Here is a 19,235-nt window from a genome sequence, read left to right as displayed (position 1 = left end):
GTCGAGCAATTTATTTCCATACGTAGGTGCTTGGTTACGCTGGTCGTGACGAATCGCCCGTTGGTTCTGGTACTTAGTCCGTCGACTTGAAGCTAATGTGACGGATGGCGTCGCGCACAAGCCTGCCGCCAGCGACAAAGATCCTGCACGGCCACACCAACTACGGCGAAAAATCACTGTCGCGCAGAACAGGTTATCACCGCTCGACCGGCTTCACGAACGCTTCAACAGCGACCAGACAGCCGGCACCAAGCTCGCGGCCAGCGCAACCTTGATCAGATCACCGACGATAAAGGGCAACACCCCGAACTGCCAGGATTTTTCCGGGCCGATCAACAGCGCCAGCCAGGCAAAGCCCATTGCCATCATGACGATCTCGGCCACCAGCATGGCATTGAAGAGCTTGATAGGATGGCGATCCCAGCCGCGGTCGGCAGCCCAGCCGACGATCGCCGCCATGACGACGAAGCCGGCTAGATAACCGCCGGTCGAACCGAGCATGTAAGCGATACCGATGCCCTTTTCGGGCGTGCTCTGGAAGACCGGAAGGCCCAACGCGCCCTCGGCCATGTAGAGAAGCAGCGTGGCGACGCCAAGGCGCATGCCGAAGGAGGCAGCGATGAGGAAGACGGCGAGCGTCTGCATCGAGATGTCTACCGGTCCGAGCATGACCTTGGTCTTGGCAGACAAGATCAGCAGCAACGTTCCGGCGATCGCCAGCAAAAGCTGTCCTGCCAGCCGGGCCGCGCCCTTTTCAGGCAAAGCGAGAGAAATGAGCGGACGCATCGTCGTTGCAATTGCCATGGTCTTCCCCGTTCCGGATTGCCGCCGAACGCGGCCTTGCGTTTTCCTATATTGGCTTCCGTGCTATGCGGCAATCGGTTTTGCCCTCGCCCCAAAAAAGGTCGCGACGTTCGCATGGCGCTGAAATTCGATACACGCTTCGATCCGGCCTATGGCCAGGGCGTAGCCGTTGCGCCTGGTATTCAACGCGTCACCGCCAGGAACCCAAGCCCGTTCACCTTTCACGGAACCAACAGCTATATCGTCGGGCGCGAGACGCTGGCGGTGATCGATCCCGGACCGGATGACGAGGCACATCTTCGAACACTGCTCGAAGCAATCGGGACCAGGCCGGTCAGCCATATCTTCATCAGCCACACGCATCGCGACCATTCGCCGCTGGCGGCGCGGTTAAAGCAGCATACGGGTGCGGTGGTTCTGGCGGAGGGCCGGCATCGCCCGGCGCGGCCGTTGCGCACCGGCGAGGTCAATCCACTCGATGCCAGCGCCGACACCGACTTTGTTCCTGATATCGCGCTGCCGGACGATATGGTGATCGACGGCGACGGCTGGGCGATCCGGACGGTGCTGACGCCCGGCCATACCGCCAATCACGCGGCCTTCGCGCTGGAGGGAACCGGCATCCTTTTCTCGGCCGATCACGTCATGGCGTGGGCAACCACGATCGTCGCGCCGCCGGATGGCGCGATGGCCGAGTACATGACATCGCTCGATCGGCTGATCGAACGTGACGACCGGCTGCTGCTGCCCGGTCATGGTGGGCCGGTGACCGAACCGCGCAGCTTCATGCGCGGATTGAAAACGCATCGCAAAATGCGCGAACGGGCAATTCTGGAGCGGATCAACAGCGGCGACCGGACAATCAAGGACATGGTGGACGCGATCTATCGAGACACCGACCCGCGCCTGCATGGCGCGGCCGGCCTGTCGGTGCTTGCCCATCTGGAAGACCTGGTGGCGCAGGGCCTGGTCCACACCGACGGCGCGCCGGCTATCGACGGCATCTATTCGCCGGCAACGTAGCACACTTCGGATATCATTCCGCCGGCGCCACGCCCACCTGGCCGGCGACTTCCTGGTCGAGTTCGGAAAGGAAATCGGTGATGCGCGCTGCATTGTCGCCAAGGTCGTAGCGGCCGTAACGCGAGGCCGAGCGCATATCGACGATGACCGCATCGCCGTCGTCGGTCACGCGGATGGCGACATCGGCGGGAAGACCAAGCAGCAAGCTCTTGGCCAGCGCATCGACCGTCACGTCGCTTTGCCCTGCTGCGTCTGGAAACGGCGCCGTGAGCTGCCAGCCGCGCCGATCGAGCACCGTTTTGACCGCCTCCAGAACGCGATCGAAAGGCAAGGTGTAGCTGCGTCCGGTAACAAGCGGATAAGCTTCGATTTGCAGGCGCTGCTCGCCGGGCGTCGGCGGCAAAAGCTCGTTCATATCCTTTGTCCGCGTAGAAATATCGAGCGCCGGCGGGTCGTCGAAATCCGTCGAGATGTCGCGCAGCGGCGGATAGGTCGCCGCCCAATAGGCCGCGACAGCGTAAGGGATGAGCACCAGAAACGCCAGCAAGGCGCCGGCGGTCAGGTCTTGGCCGCCACGATCACCGAAGTTCCACAATCGCGCGAAGGCAAACCCGGCAAACAAAAGCGCAAACGCGGCCAGCAAGGCGACAATGCCAAGCACCCATAGGAAAGCTTGGGTCTCGACGAGGTCATAGCGATGGCCGATGAGAGCGGTCAGCAGCAGGACTGCCGAAAACGCGCCGGCGCGCCGCGACCAACCGGCAGCCCTCGACGTTTGTCGCTCGGGAATTCCCGTCATTGGTTTCCGCGCTGCCCCAACCCGAACACAGGCATAGTGCCTTTCAGCGGCGGCTTGAAGACGCAAAGACGCCGCATCTCCGGTCAATCCGTCGGCAGGTGATAATCCCGGAACTGCTGGCGCAAGGTAATCTTCTGGATCTTGCCGGCAGCGGTGTGTGGGATTTCGCCAACAAAAGCGACGTCGTCCGGCATCCACCACTTCGCCACCTTGCCGTCCATGAAAGCGAGAATATCCGTCTTGGTCGGCTCCCTGCCCGGCTTGCGCACGACCACGAGCAAAGGCCGCTCGCCCCATTTCGAATGCGGAATGCCGATGGCGGCGGCCTCCGCCACATCGGGATGGCCGACCGCGAGGTTCTCGAGCTCGATGGTCGAGATCCATTCGCCGCCCGACTTGATCACGTCCTTGGCGCGGTCGGTGATCTGCATATAGCCTCCGGGGTCGATATGCGCGACGTCACCGGTATCGAACCAGCCGTCTTGATCGAACTGTTCGGATCCGATGCCGCCATAATAGGCGCGCGCGATGGCCGGCCCGCGGACCTTGAGCCGGCCGAAGGTCTTGCCGTCCCATGGCAGTTCGTTGCCGGCGTCGTCCGTCACCTTCATTTCGATGCCGAACGGTGTAAAGCCTTGTTTCTGCTGGACGCCGAGGCGGGCCTCGCCCTTCAGCCCGGCGTAATCCGGCTTCAGGGTGCACAGCGTGCCGAGCGGCGACATCTCGGTCATGCCCCAGGCGTGGACGACCTGGACATCGTAATTGTCCTGGAACTTCGTCGTGAGCGCGCGTGGACAGGACGAGCCGCCGATGACGACTTTCTGCAGATAGGGCAGTTTCTTGCCGGTCTCTTCCAGATACTGGAGGAGCATCATCCACACCGTCGGCACGGCGGCGCTGAAGGTCACCTGCTCGGTGTCGAGCAGCTCGTAGAGCGAAGCGCCATCCATCTTGCAACCGGGCATGACCAGCTTGGCGCCGACCATCGGCGCGCTCTGGGCAAGGCCCCAGGCATTGGCGTGGAACATCGGCACGACCGGCAATATGGTATCGCGCGACGACAGGCCCATGGCGTCGGGCATGGCGGCGATCATTGCGTGCAGCACGTTCGAACGATGGCTGTAGAGGACGCCTTTCGGGTCGCCCGTGGTGCCCGAGGTGTAGCACATACCGGCGGCGGTGTTTTCGTCGTATGTCTTCCAGGCGAAGTTGCCGTCGGCTTCAGCAAGCCATTCTTCGTACGCAACCACATTGGGCAGCGCAGTCTCCGGCATATGCGCGTTGTCGGTCAGCACGATAACCTGCTTCAGCGACTTGACCGCGCCGGCGATCTTTTCGAGCAGCGGCAGAAAGGTCAGGTCGACGAAGATCGCCTTGTCCCCGGCATTGTTCATGATCCAGGTGATCTGCTCGGGAAAGAGCCGCGGGTTGAGCGTGTGATAGATGGCGCCGACACCCATGATGCCGTACCAGGCCTCGATGTGGCGCGCGGTGTTCCAGGCCAGGGTCGCGATGCGGTCGCCAAGCCCGAAACCGTCACGCTCGAGCCGCTCGGCGACCTTCAGGGCACGATCATGGATTTCGGCATATGTGCTGCGCACGATCGGCCCCTCGATCGAACGCGACACGATTTCGCGGCTGCCGTGCTGCCGCTCGGCATTGTCGATCAGCTTATGGCAAAGCAGCGGCCATTCCTGCATCAGCCCGAGCATCTTGTTCCTCCCGTTATTTTTTCGCCATTGTGGGACGAACCGGCGGATTGTCCAGCCAGGATCGGGCTGGAGCGGGGCATGGAGCCAATTGAGGCCGAATTCGCCACAATCCGGCCATGCTCGGCGTTAACGTTGATTAACGGCGGGGCGCGATTGGCGAATGAAAGAGGTTCGCATGGACGCGCAGCTCGACGACAAAGCCCTCGAAAATACGCTTGCCGAAAGTCTGGCCGATCTGGTGGCGGCCGACGTCGCGCGGGCCGATCTGGTGCCTGACGCCAAAGCCGTTTCCGAAGATGAATTCGTCGACGTCGTCGGTGGCGCCCTCGAGGCGGTCGGCGGCACGCTCTTGTTCAAGATGTGCGTCGAGAACGAGGGCGAAAGTCAGCACGTCGCTGCCGCCTGCGTCGGCGACGGCGGCAATCGCCAGTTCCTGCTGCTCACCTTGCCGACCAGCGGTGGTGCGCTGAAGGTCGAGACCACCTCGAAAAGCACCAATCCGGTGGCCGGCATTGCCGCCGCCTATGCCGGACTGATGGACGCTTTCCAGGCCGCCGCCTGATTTTAGGCGGGATACCGGAGGAAAGCGCAAGACTGCCACCCGCGGGCGATGCCCGCCGGTGGCTGGCAGGTATTGCGCAGCGCGCTTGCCAGACACATCTTGGGGTAGAGGCAAGGAGATCCGATATGGACCAGATCGCAAACCGGTCACCCGGCTTTCAGCAGAATCCGGGCAAGGTCATCACAGTCGAGCCTTACAAGGGCACCGTGATGGTGCGCGCTGGCGATGTCGTCATCGCTTCGTCCAACAAGGTCAAAGTGCTGACCGAATCGCCCTACCCCCCGGTTTTCTACATTCCGTTCGGCGACATCGACTTCAAACAGCTTGGCAAGACCGAACACTCGACCCATTGCCCCTATAAGGGCGATGCCAGCTATTGGAGCGTGCTGCCCGCCGGCGATGCAGGCAAGGATGCGATGTGGGCCTATGAGCGGCCGTTCGACGAGACGGCCGATATCCGCGACCACGGCGCGTTCTATCCGAACAAGGTGACCATCGAGGCCACGCCCGACTGATCAGTCGGTGGTGCCTTCATCGCCGACGCCGTCGGCATCGTCGAGACGCACGAAGGTGAGGCCCTTGGCCTTCAGCGCCAGAAGTCCCTGCACCACGCCTTCGCCGGCCGCATGGGTCGGCTGGTTGATGTGAGCGATGATGACGTCGCCGTCCTTCGCCGCGGCAATGCGCCGGGCGGTCTCTTTTGCGCCGAGCAATGAGCCGCCATCGCCGTTGATTGAGAATCCTGCGATCTTGAAACCAAGCTTGCGTATCATCGCGATTGCCGACGGGCTGTATTCGGCGGTTGCGCCGCGAAACCATTTCGGCGCCGGTTCGCCGGTCACGGCAAGAGCGGCAGCACCCGATTCGACCTCGGCCAGCACGGCCTCCGGGCTGCCGGCACTGCGAATGCCGTAGATCTTTTGCGGCGTGTCGACAGCCGGGACATGGCGGCCGCCATGGTTTTCCAATTCAAACAGTTCGGGATGCGCCCGCATGATCTCGACGGCGGCGGCGTTGTGCTTCAGCCAGATGCCGGTGACGAAAATGGTGGCAGGAATCTTGTTTTCCACCAGCGCCGAGAGAATCCGTGTGTCGGTCCTTCCGCCGCACGCATCGAGCGTCAGCGCGACGCGGCCGCCGCCCGCCTCGGCCTTGATGTGCAGCGTCGGTGCGACGAGCAACTGGGCGTTGCCAGGAGAAACAGCCCACAGCGATATCGCAATGGCGCAAAAATACTTTTGGAACGGGCGCATCGATTATTTCCAGGTCGGCCGGATCAAAGTTGAAGCGGCGACCCCAAGACCGCCATCAAGGCGGAAATCGGGACGATGCCCCTGCAAAAGCGTCGGCAGCGGCAATTTGACCGCCGGCCTGACCTTTGGCAAGCGCGAGGTCAAATGCGTGCTCCACGTCCTTAACCTTACGTGAAAGGATCGCGAGCACCGCGTCGACCACCGCTTTGACCTCAAGTCGCCAGACGCAGCAAGCCTTGCTCGGATCGGGTCGGCGGCACAGGTCCCTGGCTATGCACTCGCAAGGCATGGAGGGCCGCGGCGTAACACTGGTCACGCCGACAGGACCCCAGACGGCCGGGTCGGTCAGGCCGAAGAGGCCGACAACCGGCGTTCCCGCGGCAGCGGCCATGTGCATCGGGCCACTCTCGTTCCCCAGAAAAAGGCGTGCCTGGCCGAGGACCGCCAGCAGCGTTGCCAGCGACAGCGCCCCGACCACGTTGACGACCGGCGAAGCGGCCTTGGCGACGATGCGCTCGGCAGATGCCCGTTCACCGGGGCCGCCGACAAGCAGGAAGTCCAACCCGGTCTGCCGCGAGATCTCGTCGATCGCCAGCGCAAAACGTTCCGGCTGCCATTGCCGCCCCCGGAAGCTCGCTCCTGCATGAACGGCTATGAAGGCGTTACGCCGGAGATGATGCCGGTCGAGAAGCGCCAATGCCCTGGCGGTCTCCAGCGGCAGCGGCTCAATCGTTGGGACCGGCGCACGCAACTCCACGCCAAGCGCTTCAAGCGGCGAAAGATAGCGGTAGAGATAATGCTGGCCACCAAAGCCAAACGGCTTGGCTAGGACGTTGGCGGGCTGGCGTTCCAGCCAGCGCAACGGTTTTTCGGGAGGATCATATCCGACGCGGGTCTTGGCGTTGACGAGCCTGACGATGATGCGTGAGGTTTTGGAATCGGCCAGGTCGATGGTCAGGTCAAACCGGAACCGGCGCAGAGCGCGCACCATCGCGTAAAGCTCGCGACCACGCTGCACAGGGGTGCCACGCATCCGTACGCGCCGGAACGCCACCACGTCCGAGGCGATGCCATGAGCCAACAGGAAACTGGCAAAGTTCGCCTCGCAAAGGAACACTATCCTGGCCTTTGGATATTGGAGGCGCAGGGTTCTGGCGAGCGCGGAAGCGAGGACAAGATCGCCGATGAATTTCGTCTGGAGGATGAGAATCGAGCGGACGTGCGTGGGCGGGTTCTGCAACATCTGTTTCTGGCTCCGGGGCGGGTTCGGGGGCCGGAAACTGGGCAGAAACGATGTCGGGATTTGGAGCCGACAGACGCACGTTCGCGTGAATTCGGTTACAAATCGGTAAGGTCAGATGCCGGTGGACTGCAACTCCTATCCGCGGCCGTTCTTTGCAGTCTGCACCGCCGCTTGCGCGGCGGCCAGCCTGGCGATCGGCACCCGGTATGGCGAGCACGAGACGTAGTCGAGGCCGACCTTTTCGCAGAAATGGATCGAGGCCGGGTCGCCGCCATGCTCGCCGCAAATACCGAGCTTGATGTCGGGCCGCGTCGCCCTGCCCTTTTCGGCCGCCATCCGCACCAGCTCGCCGACACCCTCTATGTCGAGCGACACGAACGGATCCTGCTCGATGATGCCTTTTTGCCGGTAGGTCTCGAGGAACGAGGCCGCGTCGTCGCGCGAGATACCGAACGTGGTCTGGGTCAAATCGTTGGTGCCGAAGGAGAAGAATTCGGCCGCCTCGGCGATGATTTGGGCTCGGATCGCGGCACGCGGCAGTTCGATCATCGTGCCGGTCAGATAGTCGATCCTGACACCGGTCTCCTCCATCACGCTTTTGGCGACCGCATCGATACGTGCCTTGACGAAGTCGAGCTCCTTCACCAGCCCGACCAGCGGCACCATGATTTCGGGGACCACCAGCGCGCCGGCCTTCCTGCCGGCCTCCACGGCCGCCTCGAAAATGGCTCGTGCCTGCATCTCGGCGATTTCGGGATATGAGACGGCAAGCCGGCAGCCGCGATGGCCGAGCATCGGATTAAACTCGTGCAGCGCTTCGGTGCGCCGCCTGAGCTTGTCCGCCGACACGTTCATGGCAGCGGCGACCTCGGCCACCTCCTCCTCGGTCTTCGGCAGGAATTCGTGCAGCGGCGGATCGAGCAGGCGGATCGTCACCGGCAGGCCGGCCATGATCTCGAACAGCTCGAGGAAATCGGAGCGCTGCATCGGCAACAGCTTGGCCAGCGCCGTTCGCCGATCCTTTTCCGTATCGGCCAGGATCATCTCGCGCATGGCAACGATGCGGTCGCCGTCGAAGAACATGTGTTCGGTGCGGCAAAGACCGATGCCTTCGGCGCCGAAGGAGCGCGCCATGCGCGCATCGAGCGGCGTCTCGGCATTGGTGCGCACCTTCATGCGGCGCGCGCCGTCGGCCCATTCCATGATGGCGGCGAAATCGCCCGAGAGTTCCGGCTGCAGCATCGGTACCGCGCCTTTCAGCACCTGGCCGTTGCCGCCGTCGATGGTGATGATATCGCCCTTGCGGAACGTCGATCCCATCGCCATCAGCGTGCCGGCCTTGTAGTCGACGCGCAGCGAGCCGGCGCCCGAAACGCAAGGCTTGCCCATGCCACGCGCCACAACAGCGGCGTGGCTGGTCATGCCGCCGCGCGTCGTCAGGATGCCTTCGGCCGCATGCATGCCATGGATGTCTTCGGGGCTGGTCTCGATGCGCACCAGGATCGCCTTGCGGCCTTGTGTCTTGGCCTCCTCGGCGTCGTTCGAGGAAAACACGATTTCGCCGGTGGCAGCACCTGGCGATGCCGGCAGGCCGACGCCGATGATATCGCGCGCCGCTTTTGGATCGATTGTCGGATGCAGCAACTGGTCGAGCGAGGCCGGATCAATGCGGGCGACGGCCTCTTCCTTCGAAATCAGCCCGTCCCTGGCCATGTCGACGGCAATCTTCAGTGCCGCCTTGGCGGTGCGTTTGCCTGACCTGGTCTGCAGCATCCACAATTTGCCGCGCTCGATGGTGAATTCGAGATCCTGCATGTCGCGGTAATGCTTTTCCAGGCGGTCGGAGATGCTGACGAAAGCCTGGAAGGCGTCAGGCATCAGCTTCTGCAGCGACGGCTTGTCGGAACCGGCGGCAATGCGCGCCGCCTCGGTGATGTTCTGCGGCGTACGGATGCCGGCAACGACATCCTCGCCCTGGGCGTTGACCAGGAACTCGCCATAAAGCTGCTTTTCGCCGGTCGAAGGATTGCGGGTGAAGGCGACGCCGGTGGCCGAAGTGTCGCCCATATTGCCGAAGACCATGGCCTGAACGTTGACCGCCGTGCCCCAGCTTTCGGGAATGTCGTGCAGGCGCCGATAGGTGATGGCGCGGTTATTCATCCAGCTGGAAAACACCGCACCGATGGCGCCCCACAGCTGCTCGTTCGGATCCTGCGGAAACGGCTTGCCGAGCTCCTCCTCGACCTTGGCCTTGTAGAGCGCGATTACGCCTTGCCATTCGATGGCTGTCAGCTCGGTGTCGAGCTCATGGCCGAGCCCACCCTTCTGGTCTTCGAGGATCTCCTCGAAGACCTCATGGTCGAGGCCCATGACGACGTCGGAATACATCTGGATGAAACGCCGATAGCTGTCATAGGCAAAGCGCGGATCGCCTGAATCGGCGGCCAAGGCTTCGACCGTCTCGTCGTTGAGGCCGAGATTGAGCACGGTGTCCATCATGCCGGGCATGGAAGCGCGGGCACCGGAGCGCACCGACACCAAAAGCAGTTTCGACGGATCGCCGAAACGGCGCCCGGTCAGCCGACCGATGTGATCGAGGGCGACCGCCACATCCGCTTCCAGCGAGGCCGGATAGGCGTGGCCGTTGGCGTAATAAGCGTTGCAGACCTCGGTGGTGATGGTGAAGCCTGGCGGCACCGGCAGGCCCAGGCTGCACATTTCGGCAAGGTTGGCGCCCTTGCCGCCGAGCAGATTGCGGTCGCCGGCACGGCCTTCCGCCGCTCCATCGCCAAAGGTGTAGACCCATTTGGTCATGCTTGCTCCCCGGTTGCAGGAGATTGGAAATACTGACAAATCGAGCGATATGATGCTGCAGTGCGAAAGGCAAGGCATCGACCAAGCCGGCCGGCCTCTACAATCGATTAATGAAAAGCAGCGCCGAAAAGACTTGCTTTTTGGAAAGCTTTGTTGTAGAACATAACGAGAACAAAAGGTAGAGCGATGAGAATGACCGGAAAGCTCGATTATCTGGAAATGCCGGCGACGGGCGGAACGCTGGACAGCGTGAAGGCTTTCTACAGCGCGGCCTTCTCGTGGTCGTTCACCGATTACGGGCCGACCTATTCAGCCTTTGCCGAAGGGCTGGACGGCGGTTTTCAAGCGGATGGCCAAGATGCGCCGGCCAAGCCGCTGCCCGTGCTCTATTCCGAAAGGCTGGAGGAAACATTGAGCGCCGTCGAGAATGCCGGCGGCACCATCGTCAAGCCGATCTTTTCATTCCCCGGCGGCAGGCGGTTCCATTTCGTCGATCCGGCCGGCAATGAAATGGCTGTCTGGGGTGAATAGGTCCGTCAAAGTGACGATTGCAAAACTGGTGAATCGGTCGCGCATAGTCGATATGTCGGCATTGAGCTTTCTCCCGGCTCGTCCTATAAGGCCGCGCGCACAGCGGGCATGCTCCGGCTGTTGGGGCGTAGCCAAGTGGTAAGGCATCGGTTTTTGGTACCGACATTCCCAGGTTCGAATCCTGGCGCCCCAGCCAGTTCTCCAATTCTGACGATCTCCCGAGTCGTAATCTCAGTTGCAGACACCTTGGTCGCGGACTGGTATCTGCGGTATCTGTCCACAACAAATTGGTGTCTCCGGCAGAGAGCGCGATGCGGCTGGCATCTTAGTTTAATGTCGGCTCAATTGGCCGGCAGTCAAATGCATCTTGTGGAGAAAAGCCGTTTTTCTGCCACGGCTTGGCGTTCGATCTTTATAGTTTGAGACTTTTATAATCCAAAACATCGGATTTTTTGTCGCTTTTCTTCAGATAAGTCAGCGCCTCCAACGCCTCTTTGGTAGCACCCGGCGCAATCATCAAACTAATTTTAATAAAATTCAATTTCTTTTTAAACGGCAGCGATCATGTTATCTTGTGCTGTCAGCAACAAGTAGAATGTCGTAAAAATATCAATAAGCATCTCTGGGAAAACAACGTGGGCATCTCTGAAGTTAAATTTGCTTTTATCGCACGATGTCGACTATCCGTAAGTATATTTTTCGCCGCAACGTGAGAATCCTGCCGCCGATCAATCATTCTATCAGGGCGTTCAGGTATGTGATTTGGCGCTAATATACACCTTCTAGTAGGCAGGCATCCGCGGGGCGCTATCGAATCAAAATGAGGGATTATGGATGGCGACTCTCCATTACACGTCGGGCGGATCCGGCACGGACATTGCAAAAGCCGGATTCAATCTGGCTAGCGTGCAATATGTTGACCAGGTCAACGAGCTGCCAGAGGGCATGAAAGGCTTGGTCTACCTCGACGAGGCCAACGGAGTAACCCAATCCTTTATCGACAAGGTTACTCCTTTCCTCGGCAATCCGAACGTATTTGGGTTCTTCCTGGTTGACGAGCCGGATCCCACCGGCCAATGGGGTACCTACGCCTCTGCCGCAAATCTGAAGGCAGAATCCGACTGGATCCATGAGCATTTTCCAGGCGCCAAGACCTACATCACAATGATGAGCTTGGGGACGTCAGCGAATCCGGATTTCAGGGGCACGTACAATCCCGCCAATACGGGTATCGATTACTACGGCATAGATGTCTATCCGGTCCGCACGGATGGCCCGGTCGACTACAACATGATCGATAAGTTCGTTGCCGCCGCTCAGGCATCGGGCATCCCGACTAGCCAGATCGTTCCGGGCTACCAGGCGTTTGGAGGTGGCGAGTATAACACCGATATGGGTGGCAAATATGTGGTGCCCACCGCCGCCCAGATGGAAATCATGATGGAGCACTGGGCCAAGCTGGTTCCGTCACCCGCCTTCGACTACGCGTACGCCTGGGGTTCACAGCGAGGCGATACAGCGTTGGAGAGCTCTTCGGAACTGCAGGCCGTTTTCCGGGAACACAACCTTGCAACGACGGGGACCGCTCCGCCTCCCGTCGACACAAGCGACACCTTGTATGGCACCAGCGGCGACGATGTGTTTCACGGGGCCGGCGGCCACACGATGATCGGCTATGGCGGCAATGACACCTATTATGTCGATGACATCCGCGACAAGGAGATCGAGGCTGCGGGCGGCGGTACCGACAAAGCATTCGCCTCCGTAAGTCATGCGCTTGCGGCCGGATCGGAAATCGAACTTCTCGCCACCAACAGCCCGTCCGGCACCACGGCGATCAACCTGACCGGCAATGCGTTCGCCCAGACTATCCAGGGCAATGCCGGTGCCAATGTCATCAACGGCGCCGGTGGGGCCGATACGTTGGTCGGCTATGGCGGCAACGACACCTACTATGTAGACAATGCCGGCGACAGGGTGTTCGAGGCGGTGGGCGGTGGTACAGACAGGGTGTTCGCTACTGTAAGCCATACGCTTTCGGCCGGCTCGCAGATCGAGCTTCTTGCTACCAACCCGTCGGGCACATCGGCAATCAACCTCACCGGCAATGAGTTCGCCCAGAGCATCGGGGGTAACGCCGGCGCCAATGTCATTAATGGCGGCGGTGGCGCCGATACGATGGTCGGCTATGGCGGCAACGACACCTACTATGTAGATAATGCCGGCGACAGAGTTTATGAGGCGGCGGGCGGCGGTACAGACAGGGTGTTCGCTGCTGTGAGCCATACGCTTTCGGCCGGCTCGCAGATTGAGCTTCTTGCTACCAACCCCTCGGGCACATCGGCAATCAACCTCACCGGCAATGAGTTCGCCCAGAGCATCGGGGGCAATGCCGGCGCCAATGTCATTAATGGCGGCGGTGGCGCTGATACGATGGTCGGCTATGGCGGCAACGATACCTACTATGTGGACAATGCCGGCGACAGAGTTTACGAGGCGGTCGGCGGCGGTACCGACAGGGTGTTCGCTGCTGTGAGCCATGCGCTTTCGGCCAGTTCACAGATCGAGCTTCTCGCCACCACCAGCCCGTCAGGTACGTCTGCAATCAACCTGACGGGCAACACCTTTGCCCAGACCATCCAGGGCAACGCCGGCGCGAACATCATCAACGGTGGCGGCGGTGCCGACATCTTGACCGGTAACGGGGGCAATGATGCATTCGTGTTCAACAGCGCTCTTGGGGCCGGCAATATCGACAGGATCACCGACTTCAACAAGCTCCAGGACAAGATCCAACTCGACGACGCGGTTTTTGCCGGCCTAAAGCTGGGTGGCCTTTCATCCGATGCTTTCTTCGCTGGCACGGCCGCGCATGACAGCTCCGACCATATCATCTACAACAGTTCAACCGGAGCGCTCTCTTTCGACAGCGACGGGATCGGCGCCGCAGCTCAAATACAGTTCGCCACGCTCTCTCCAGGTCTGTCGCTTGCAGCAGGTTCGTTCCTTGTGATCTGAAAGAGCCAGGAGCGGCGGACCTTCGAGCCGGTCCGCCGCTCCTCCTTGTTCAAGCACCGGTTTGTTCCAAAGCAGGTGTCAGTTTCCGCCGGTTCCGACCCTACTCCGCCGCTCCGCGCTCAGCGCGATTGTTCAAGGCGATAAGGTTTTTGCCCGGGCCAGGCTGTTAGGCTGCTCATTGGGATATCTGGGTCCGATTTCCATGATTAGGACGGTCCCGGCAAGAAGACCAACTCACTGAAGATGTCATCCCAGTCGATATGGCCCCAGCCGAGCGGCATGTGCAGGTCGCCCAAACCTAGTGCTGCATCCTCTTGCAGGAGGTAGGTTCGATGGGGACGGGCGCCCCGAAGGAACCATGGACATGCAGGTGCCCTGCCACCGGCGCCATGGCCCGCAGCTGCTCGCGGAAGTTCAGGTCGCGATGGGTGGATTCAATATAGGCGTGACTGAAATCGATAAGCGCCACCAAGTTCGGATGGCCGACCGCCTTAACCGTCTGCGCCACCTCGGCCGGGGTCTACCGGCACTGACCCGGTTCCATGGCGAAGAGGTTCTCAAAGGCGATGATGATCACCGCCAGCTTGCGGGGCCACCGCGATGCTGGCTCTGCAGTGGCAGGAGCGTTTGGCGGTCGCCTCACCCCAGCTCTTGACCTTGTCCCTGCCCTTGAAGCGGATCACCAGACCCGATACCGCCTCGCAGAGCGCACGCCGCACATCCGAGTCGCCGGCTTTCGAGATCCGTCCCCGGACGTCAATCGTGGAGCCGGATTGCCAGCGCCGCGACAGCGAGCGTGCCGAGGCATGGTTGCACGGCTTCGACGGCCTGCCGATTGGCGGTGAGCCGAAGCCGATAAGCAACCAACTAAAGACCGAGTTCGAAAGCCGTCAGCGGTCGGTCCACCAACCGCTGGCGCGGGCGGCATCGAAGCACACTTTCCTAGGGTGGGGGCCTTTGAGCCCGGCTTTCAGAGCGGCAACGCCACGATTGTACTCTTTCGTTTTGTCATACTTCCCACCCTCAACAAGAAAGTCGCCAAAACGTCTGTCGTTATAGATCGATTGAGAGCAAAACAAATAAGCCGCCATCTGATATCCATAATCGAAGGCAACCGAGTTAGCGCGGGCGGCGGTTGGAACGAACGAGTTTGCGCAAATCACCATTGCCGCGACCGGCATCATGCCTACGCGAGATAATTTCATTGTTGTTGCCCTCTCCCAAGACGCAACGAACTTGCCGAAGTTTTTGCCTTGGTGCAAGACCGTCATGAAATCGTCCTCGAAGGAGCTCGTGCTCCACATCCTTCTATGCAAGCAGTCGCAGATCTTAACCGGCCGTGGCGTCAATAGCTGGTGAAACTGGCAAGATGCGCCGGATGAGGCAATCAATTCGAACGCCGGAGACCCTGCCTCTGCAGAATTTCCGGGTTTAAGTTGGTGCGGCGTGCTCGCAAAGCCCAAAAGACCGGTGAAGTTCGCAACACGTCAAATTCTAGGCGACACTCTGACGTTACAGCCCGCCTGTATGCACCCACGCAATGACGCAGATCTGTCTGGGTTCGGTCCACTCGGGCCCGAGAGGCGAAGATTTCGGGATCGAGGCGCTTGGGCCACTGCGCGCCAGACAGAGCGATCCGATCCGTGTCATACTGTCAGAGGCAAGACACTAGCAATTTGGGGGCGGCGGCAGATGAAGGAAGAGAACGACGTTCAGAAGCTGGTACGCACGCTGCGTGCTCGAGCACCTGATGACGCGGCTGAATTGCTGGCCCGAGAATCTCCCGAGTTCATCCGGGACACACTAAAATTGTTGCCGGATGGGCACGCCCGTAAGGTGGCGGAGCATTTGCCACCGCATATGCGGCCCATCAGGTCTCATGGCGGTGGCAAGGATTTCGCGGTCCCCGACTCGCTCGTCGAGCTGATGGACCCGATTCCGGCCAGCGTTCCTGTCGCGACGATGGTTGCCGCCGCAGTGGAGGCGGTCAGACGCGCCCAGGTGCCGACCGAGCTCACTTATCTCTACGTCACGGACGAGGGCAATAAACTGGTTGGCCTGGTGGTCCTGCGCGATCTGATGCTGAGCGAAGCGGACGCGACGGTGGATCAGATCATGCTGCCCAGGCCGTTCGCCCTTAATGTCGGTCTGTCTTTGAGCGACGCCTGCAAGGCAGCAGTACGCCGTCAGTACCCTGTCTATCCGGTGGTGGACGCGGAGAACAGGCTGCTCGGGCAGGTTCGCGGCTGGCGGCTGTTCGAGCAGCAAATCATCGAGATTTCTGCCCAGTCTGGCCAGATGGTGGGCGTCCAGAAGGAGGAGCGTTCTTTTACGCCTCTGTTTTCAGCCTTCTTGAAGCGGCATCCGTGGCTGCAGCTGAACCTGCTGACGGCCTTCATGGCTGCTTTCGTGGTCAGTTCGTTCACAGGCACGATCGAGAAGATCGTCGCCCTGGCGGCATTCCTCCCGGTCTTGGCCGGGCAGAGCGGAAACACCGGCTGCCAGGCACTCGCTATGACGCTGCGTGGCCTTGCCCTGGGGGATGTGGACAAACGACCGAAGCTGCACCTGGTGATGAGGGAGGGCGCGCTCGGAATCGCCAACGGCGTGCTCGTCGGCCTTGTTGCGGCTGCGGCGATGTGGTTCTACGCCTCGCGGCAACCGGAGTCGGCGGCCCAGGCGCCCATGCTGGCACTTGTGATCCTGCTTGCCATGTCCGGATCGTGCCTCATGTCCGGAATCTCCGGCGTGCTGATCCCGCTGGGCCTGCGCCGGGTCGGCGCCGATCCGGCGGTCGCTTCGGCGATCTTCCTCACCACGGTGACCGATATTGTAGGCATGGGTCTGATGCTGGGGCTGGCTACCATGCTCGTGCTGTAGCAAGACGCGTCCGGTGACGCGTCCCTGGGAGTCGGGGGCAATAAGCTGACCTCGTCGCGTTCAACGAAATTGCGAAGGCCAGCACGCAATCGCGCAGGCCGTTGCGGAAAGCACCTTCCGGCAGCTCTCCGACCTCTTGCGCAACGCGACGGAAGACCTTTGGATGAGCCGTGGGTGACCTTGAAGCCTCATTCGGTGACCAGATACGCGCAGAATCGCGCAAACAATATTAATCTTGTCGGCTGCGCGATCCGCCACTGATGATGATTTGAGTTAGTTGACACTGGTGCCGAATACTTCAATTATGTACAGCAACGCTGAGAAGATGTTTTGACAACCAGCGCAGCCGAAATAGGAATAAACGCGATAGTTTGTTGCGCAGCTGCAACAGCTGCTGAGACTCGCATGGTCTGGTGACAGTTCAGTCGCCTTTTTCTTGTGGTCGTGCTAAGTCCTTCGCACTGGTCGGGTTTGGGGTGGTTCTCGGCATGCAATCTTCGTTTCGAACGATCTTCGGCTGCGCCGCGGCGCTGCTTTGTACCGGCGTATTGCCGGCTGGCGCACAAGGTCTTTTTACGGCATATGATGATGCGTTTTCGGCCCGCATCGCCAGTCCGGCCGACAACGGAACGCTCGCCCAGTTCGTCACAGTTGCCGTCAACGCGGGACAATATGATCAGGCGATCTCCTCAATCGAGCAGTATCTGATCAAATATCCCCGCGATGCGCGCGCCCGGCTGGCGGCCAGCCGGTTGTACTATCATGTCGGCTCCTATGAATTGGCCCGGCGGCAGGTGCAGTACGGCATCGAAGTCGACGGCCTGAGCGCAAGTGAGCAGCAGGAAGCCGTTCGCCTGCTCGCCCGCATCGAGCGCGCGTTGCGTGGCGTCACCTGGGAACTCGCCCTGACCGGCGGCGTGTTCAGCGCATTTACCGATTTTGAGCCCGGCGGGGCGCAGGACGACGACAGCTTCGTCTCCCCCTATGGGCGGGCGGAAGGCTTTGTCCGGTGGGACCTCGGCACGCCAAGCGCCGACGCTCTCGTTCTTTCAGGGTCGTTGACGGCGACACAGCGCTTTTTCACGGAAGACCTGTCGGTTCCGGGTAGCGAGGAGACCTTCGTCCACGGCAACGCCGCGATCACCTGGGACAAGGGGCTGCCGAACAGTGGGATCGATTCGCTGCGCCTGTTGCTTTCGGCGTTCACAGTTACGGATCGTTTCGACAGCGATATCCACGAGACCGGCATCGGCGTCAGTGGGCGCTTTCTCGTTCGCCCGACGGTCGAAACGACGCTCTTCGCCGGTGGCGGCTACATCGATCTAAGCCCCTCGCAAGGCATTTTCGCCGATAGCAGGGTTTTCTATGAGGCAGGCGGCAGCTACCGCTTCCGCAATGGCCAGGCGCTCGGACTGCGCTTTGTCGGCTCGAATGACTTCGCTTCCGGATCTGGCGAAATCGGCCACAGCTACACGGGCGAGGTCCGCTATGGCGGCCTGTTGATGAACGTACCGGATCTTTTCGCATGGTCGCACCAGATCGCCTTTTCGGCCGGCCACAGCAACACTCCCGATCTGTCCGTCGGCATCGGCACAAATATCAAGAGCGACTTCTGGCGCATTGCCTCCGAAAGCGATTTTCAGCTGACGGAGGCGCAGAAGATCAGCGTCGATCTCGCCTATCGCGAAACCAACTTCGACATCGCCAACCGCGACCGAAAATCGTTCGAAATGCTCATGAGCTATACGTTGACGCTCAATTGAAAGAGGCCGCGATGAGGACCCCGTACCGTCAGATCGCCATTTTTATCGCCTGCCTTGCCTTCGCGGCACCATCCGCCGCTGAGACGGTCGGGTCGATGACGGCCTATCAGACCAACATCGTCCGCAACAACGGCGGGACAATGAACGTTGGTGCCGGCGTCGAACTCGGCGACCAGCTGCGCAGCAATCCCACCGGTCTTGGAATGCTGGTGTTCCGGGATGAATCGAGCGCCAAGATTGGTCCGAACACCAGCCTGACGATCGATGAATTCGTCTACAATCCGGGCTCCGGATCGGGAAAGATCGACATCGGGATGAACAGCGGCCTGGCCCGTTTTTATGGCGGCCAGGTTTCGAAAGGCGGCGTCATGCAGGTTGCGACGCCGCATATGGTGCTCGGAGCCAGAGGCGGCATCATCGAAGTGCTGGTGGCAGCCGGCCAGACCGTCGGCATACTGCGCGCCGGCCGCATGACCTGCACGATCAATGGCAAACGGCTGGTCATCACAAACCCGGGCTACGCCTGCACATCGGAAGATGGCAAGCTGCTGACCGGCTACGGCGGAATCGACACCTTCCCGATATTGGACAGCATCGACCGGATTGCCGGCACCGGCCTGCCAGGCGCACCGGGTCCGGGACTGGATGTAAGCGCGCTTTGTGCGTCGGCACTCGGCGGCTCGCTCAAAGTCTGTGACTCCAGCGACGGCGCATTGCCAGGAGTGGTCATGGAGTTCCCCGACACCCCAACGCCACCTGTGGGCGGCGGCGTGAATAAGGGCGAGTGTGAGGGTGAGGGTTGCTGCTACTACTGCGAATAGGCTTGGCCGCAC

Annotated in this window: 15 protein-coding genes, 1 tRNA gene and 2 pseudogenes; 9 read left to right on the top strand and 9 right to left on the bottom strand. The window is 60.9% G+C overall.

Annotated elements, in window-relative coordinates; all coding sequences use genetic code 11:
* Positions 1–213: 213 nt before the first annotated feature.
* Positions 214–804, bottom strand: coding sequence for a biotin transporter BioY (locus tag NKI54_RS22165; RefSeq protein WP_352692391.1), 591 nt, complete (start codon positions 802–804; stop codon positions 214–216).
* Between the two features lie 114 nt (positions 805–918).
* On the opposite strand from NKI54_RS22165, the gene NKI54_RS22160 reads away from it, so the two are divergent.
* Positions 919–1,827 carry an MBL fold metallo-hydrolase gene (locus NKI54_RS22160; protein WP_352692390.1) on the top strand — a complete coding sequence of 303 codons (909 nt, stop codon included), beginning with the start codon at positions 919–921 and terminating at the stop codon, positions 1,825–1,827.
* Positions 1,828–1,840: 13 nt separating this feature from the next.
* Here NKI54_RS22160 and NKI54_RS22155 read toward each other — a convergent pair whose 3' ends face one another.
* Positions 1,841–2,626: a DUF1499 domain-containing protein gene (locus tag NKI54_RS22155; RefSeq protein WP_352692389.1), complete on the bottom strand. Its 786-nt coding sequence runs from the start codon at positions 2,624–2,626 to the stop codon at positions 1,841–1,843.
* An 83-nt stretch (positions 2,627–2,709) separates the two neighbouring features.
* Positions 2,710–4,338 (bottom strand): fatty-acid--CoA ligase, encoded by a 1,629-nt coding sequence (locus tag NKI54_RS22150; protein WP_352692388.1) that lies wholly within the window; start codon positions 4,336–4,338, stop codon positions 2,710–2,712.
* 175 nt (positions 4,339–4,513) lie between these two features.
* On the opposite strand from NKI54_RS22150, the gene NKI54_RS22145 reads away from it, so the two are divergent.
* Both NKI54_RS22145 and NKI54_RS22140 read left to right on the top strand, forming a co-directional pair.
* Complete coding sequence (locus NKI54_RS22145; RefSeq protein ID WP_352692387.1) at positions 4,514–4,900, top strand: hypothetical protein; 387 nt, start codon at positions 4,514–4,516, stop codon at positions 4,898–4,900.
* 125 nt (positions 4,901–5,025) lie between these two features.
* Positions 5,026–5,415 carry a DUF427 domain-containing protein gene (locus tag NKI54_RS22140; protein ID WP_352692386.1) on the top strand — a complete coding sequence of 130 codons (390 nt, stop codon included), beginning with the start codon at positions 5,026–5,028 and terminating at the stop codon, positions 5,413–5,415.
* Here the strand turns inward: NKI54_RS22140 and NKI54_RS22135 are convergent, their stop codons facing one another.
* From NKI54_RS22135 to ppdK, 3 genes are all read right to left on the bottom strand, one after another.
* On the bottom strand, positions 5,416–6,153 hold the full coding sequence (locus tag NKI54_RS22135) for a polysaccharide deacetylase family protein (protein ID WP_352692385.1): 738 nt from the start codon (positions 6,151–6,153) through the stop codon (positions 5,416–5,418).
* A gap of 55 nt (positions 6,154–6,208) precedes the next feature.
* Positions 6,209–7,396 (bottom strand): glycosyltransferase family 9 protein, encoded by a 1,188-nt coding sequence (locus NKI54_RS22130; protein WP_352692384.1) that lies wholly within the window; start codon positions 7,394–7,396, stop codon positions 6,209–6,211.
* Positions 7,397–7,531: 135 nt separating this feature from the next.
* Entirely contained in the window at positions 7,532–10,210 is a 2,679-nt protein-coding gene (ppdK, locus tag NKI54_RS22125; protein ID WP_352692383.1) for a pyruvate, phosphate dikinase, read from the bottom strand.
* A 186-nt stretch (positions 10,211–10,396) separates the two neighbouring features.
* Here ppdK and NKI54_RS22120 point away from each other — a divergent pair, with 186 nt between their 5' ends.
* From NKI54_RS22120 to NKI54_RS22110, 3 genes are all read left to right on the top strand, one after another.
* On the top strand, positions 10,397–10,741 hold the full coding sequence (locus tag NKI54_RS22120) for a VOC family protein (RefSeq protein WP_352570745.1): 345 nt from the start codon (positions 10,397–10,399) through the stop codon (positions 10,739–10,741).
* Positions 10,742–10,862: 121 nt separating this feature from the next.
* Positions 10,863–10,937, top strand: a tRNA-Gln gene (locus tag NKI54_RS22115).
* 638 nt (positions 10,938–11,575) lie between these two features.
* Positions 11,576–13,759 (top strand): calcium-binding protein, encoded by a 2,184-nt coding sequence (locus NKI54_RS22110; RefSeq protein WP_352692382.1) that lies wholly within the window; start codon positions 11,576–11,578, stop codon positions 13,757–13,759.
* 132 nt (positions 13,760–13,891) lie between these two features.
* Here NKI54_RS22110 and NKI54_RS22105 read toward each other — a convergent pair.
* From NKI54_RS22105 to NKI54_RS22095, 3 genes and pseudogenes are all read right to left on the bottom strand, one after another.
* Positions 13,892–14,327: pseudogene (locus NKI54_RS22105) on the bottom strand (TIM barrel protein); the annotation flags it as partial.
* Positions 14,322–14,547: pseudogene (locus NKI54_RS22100) on the bottom strand (transposase); the annotation flags it as partial. The pseudogenes NKI54_RS22105 and NKI54_RS22100, both read right to left, overlap by 6 nt.
* Positions 14,548–14,649: 102 nt before the next feature.
* Positions 14,650–15,030 (bottom strand): hypothetical protein, encoded by a 381-nt coding sequence (locus NKI54_RS22095; protein WP_352692381.1) that lies wholly within the window; start codon positions 15,028–15,030, stop codon positions 14,650–14,652.
* A 421-nt stretch (positions 15,031–15,451) separates the two neighbouring features.
* Here NKI54_RS22095 and NKI54_RS22090 point away from each other — a divergent pair, with 421 nt between their 5' ends.
* The 3 genes from NKI54_RS22090 to NKI54_RS22080 all read left to right on the top strand — a co-directional run bounded on the left by NKI54_RS22090 (position 15,452) and on the right by NKI54_RS22080 (position 19,223).
* Entirely contained in the window at positions 15,452–16,639 is a 1,188-nt protein-coding gene (locus tag NKI54_RS22090) for a magnesium transporter (RefSeq protein ID WP_352692380.1), read from the top strand.
* Positions 16,640–17,127: 488 nt separating this feature from the next.
* Positions 17,128–18,402: a tetratricopeptide repeat protein gene (locus NKI54_RS22085; protein ID WP_352692379.1), complete on the top strand. Its 1,275-nt coding sequence runs from the start codon at positions 17,128–17,130 to the stop codon at positions 18,400–18,402.
* Between the two features lie 11 nt (positions 18,403–18,413).
* Entirely contained in the window at positions 18,414–19,223 is an 810-nt protein-coding gene (locus NKI54_RS22080) for a FecR family protein (RefSeq protein WP_352692378.1), read from the top strand.
* Positions 19,224–19,235: the final 12 nt, after the last annotated feature.

It is taken from the genome of Mesorhizobium sp. M0663, from assembly GCF_040320585.1.
Classification (GTDB): Bacteria; Pseudomonadota; Alphaproteobacteria; order Rhizobiales; family Rhizobiaceae; genus Mesorhizobium.
This window is presented reverse-complemented; position numbering and strand designations above follow the sequence as displayed.

Coding starts and splice junctions, on each gene's coding strand:
- NKI54_RS22095 (WP_352692381.1), bottom strand. CDS start 15,030: ATGACGGTCTTGCACCAAGGCAAAAACTTCGGCAAGTTCGTTGCGTCT.
- NKI54_RS22150 (WP_352692388.1), bottom strand. CDS start 4,338: ATGCTCGGGCTGATGCAGGAATGGCCGCTGCTTTGCCATAAGCTGATC.
- NKI54_RS22165 (WP_352692391.1), bottom strand. CDS start 804: ATGGCAATTGCAACGACGATGCGTCCGCTCATTTCTCTCGCTTTGCCT.
- NKI54_RS22120 (WP_352570745.1), top strand. CDS start 10,397: ATGAGAATGACCGGAAAGCTCGATTATCTGGAAATGCCGGCGACGGGC.
- NKI54_RS22155 (WP_352692389.1), bottom strand. CDS start 2,626: ATGACGGGAATTCCCGAGCGACAAACGTCGAGGGCTGCCGGTTGGTCG.
- NKI54_RS22130 (WP_352692384.1), bottom strand. CDS start 7,396: ATGTTGCAGAACCCGCCCACGCACGTCCGCTCGATTCTCATCCTCCAG.
- NKI54_RS22140 (WP_352692386.1), top strand. CDS start 5,026: ATGGACCAGATCGCAAACCGGTCACCCGGCTTTCAGCAGAATCCGGGC.
- NKI54_RS22160 (WP_352692390.1), top strand. CDS start 919: ATGGCGCTGAAATTCGATACACGCTTCGATCCGGCCTATGGCCAGGGC.
- NKI54_RS22145 (WP_352692387.1), top strand. CDS start 4,514: ATGGACGCGCAGCTCGACGACAAAGCCCTCGAAAATACGCTTGCCGAA.
- NKI54_RS22135 (WP_352692385.1), bottom strand. CDS start 6,153: ATGCGCCCGTTCCAAAAGTATTTTTGCGCCATTGCGATATCGCTGTGG.
- NKI54_RS22080 (WP_352692378.1), top strand. CDS start 18,414: ATGAGGACCCCGTACCGTCAGATCGCCATTTTTATCGCCTGCCTTGCC.
- NKI54_RS22085 (WP_352692379.1), top strand. CDS start 17,128: ATGCAATCTTCGTTTCGAACGATCTTCGGCTGCGCCGCGGCGCTGCTT.
- NKI54_RS22090 (WP_352692380.1), top strand. CDS start 15,452: ATGAAGGAAGAGAACGACGTTCAGAAGCTGGTACGCACGCTGCGTGCT.
- NKI54_RS22110 (WP_352692382.1), top strand. CDS start 11,576: ATGGCGACTCTCCATTACACGTCGGGCGGATCCGGCACGGACATTGCA.
- ppdK (WP_352692383.1), bottom strand. CDS start 10,210: ATGACCAAATGGGTCTACACCTTTGGCGATGGAGCGGCGGAAGGCCGT.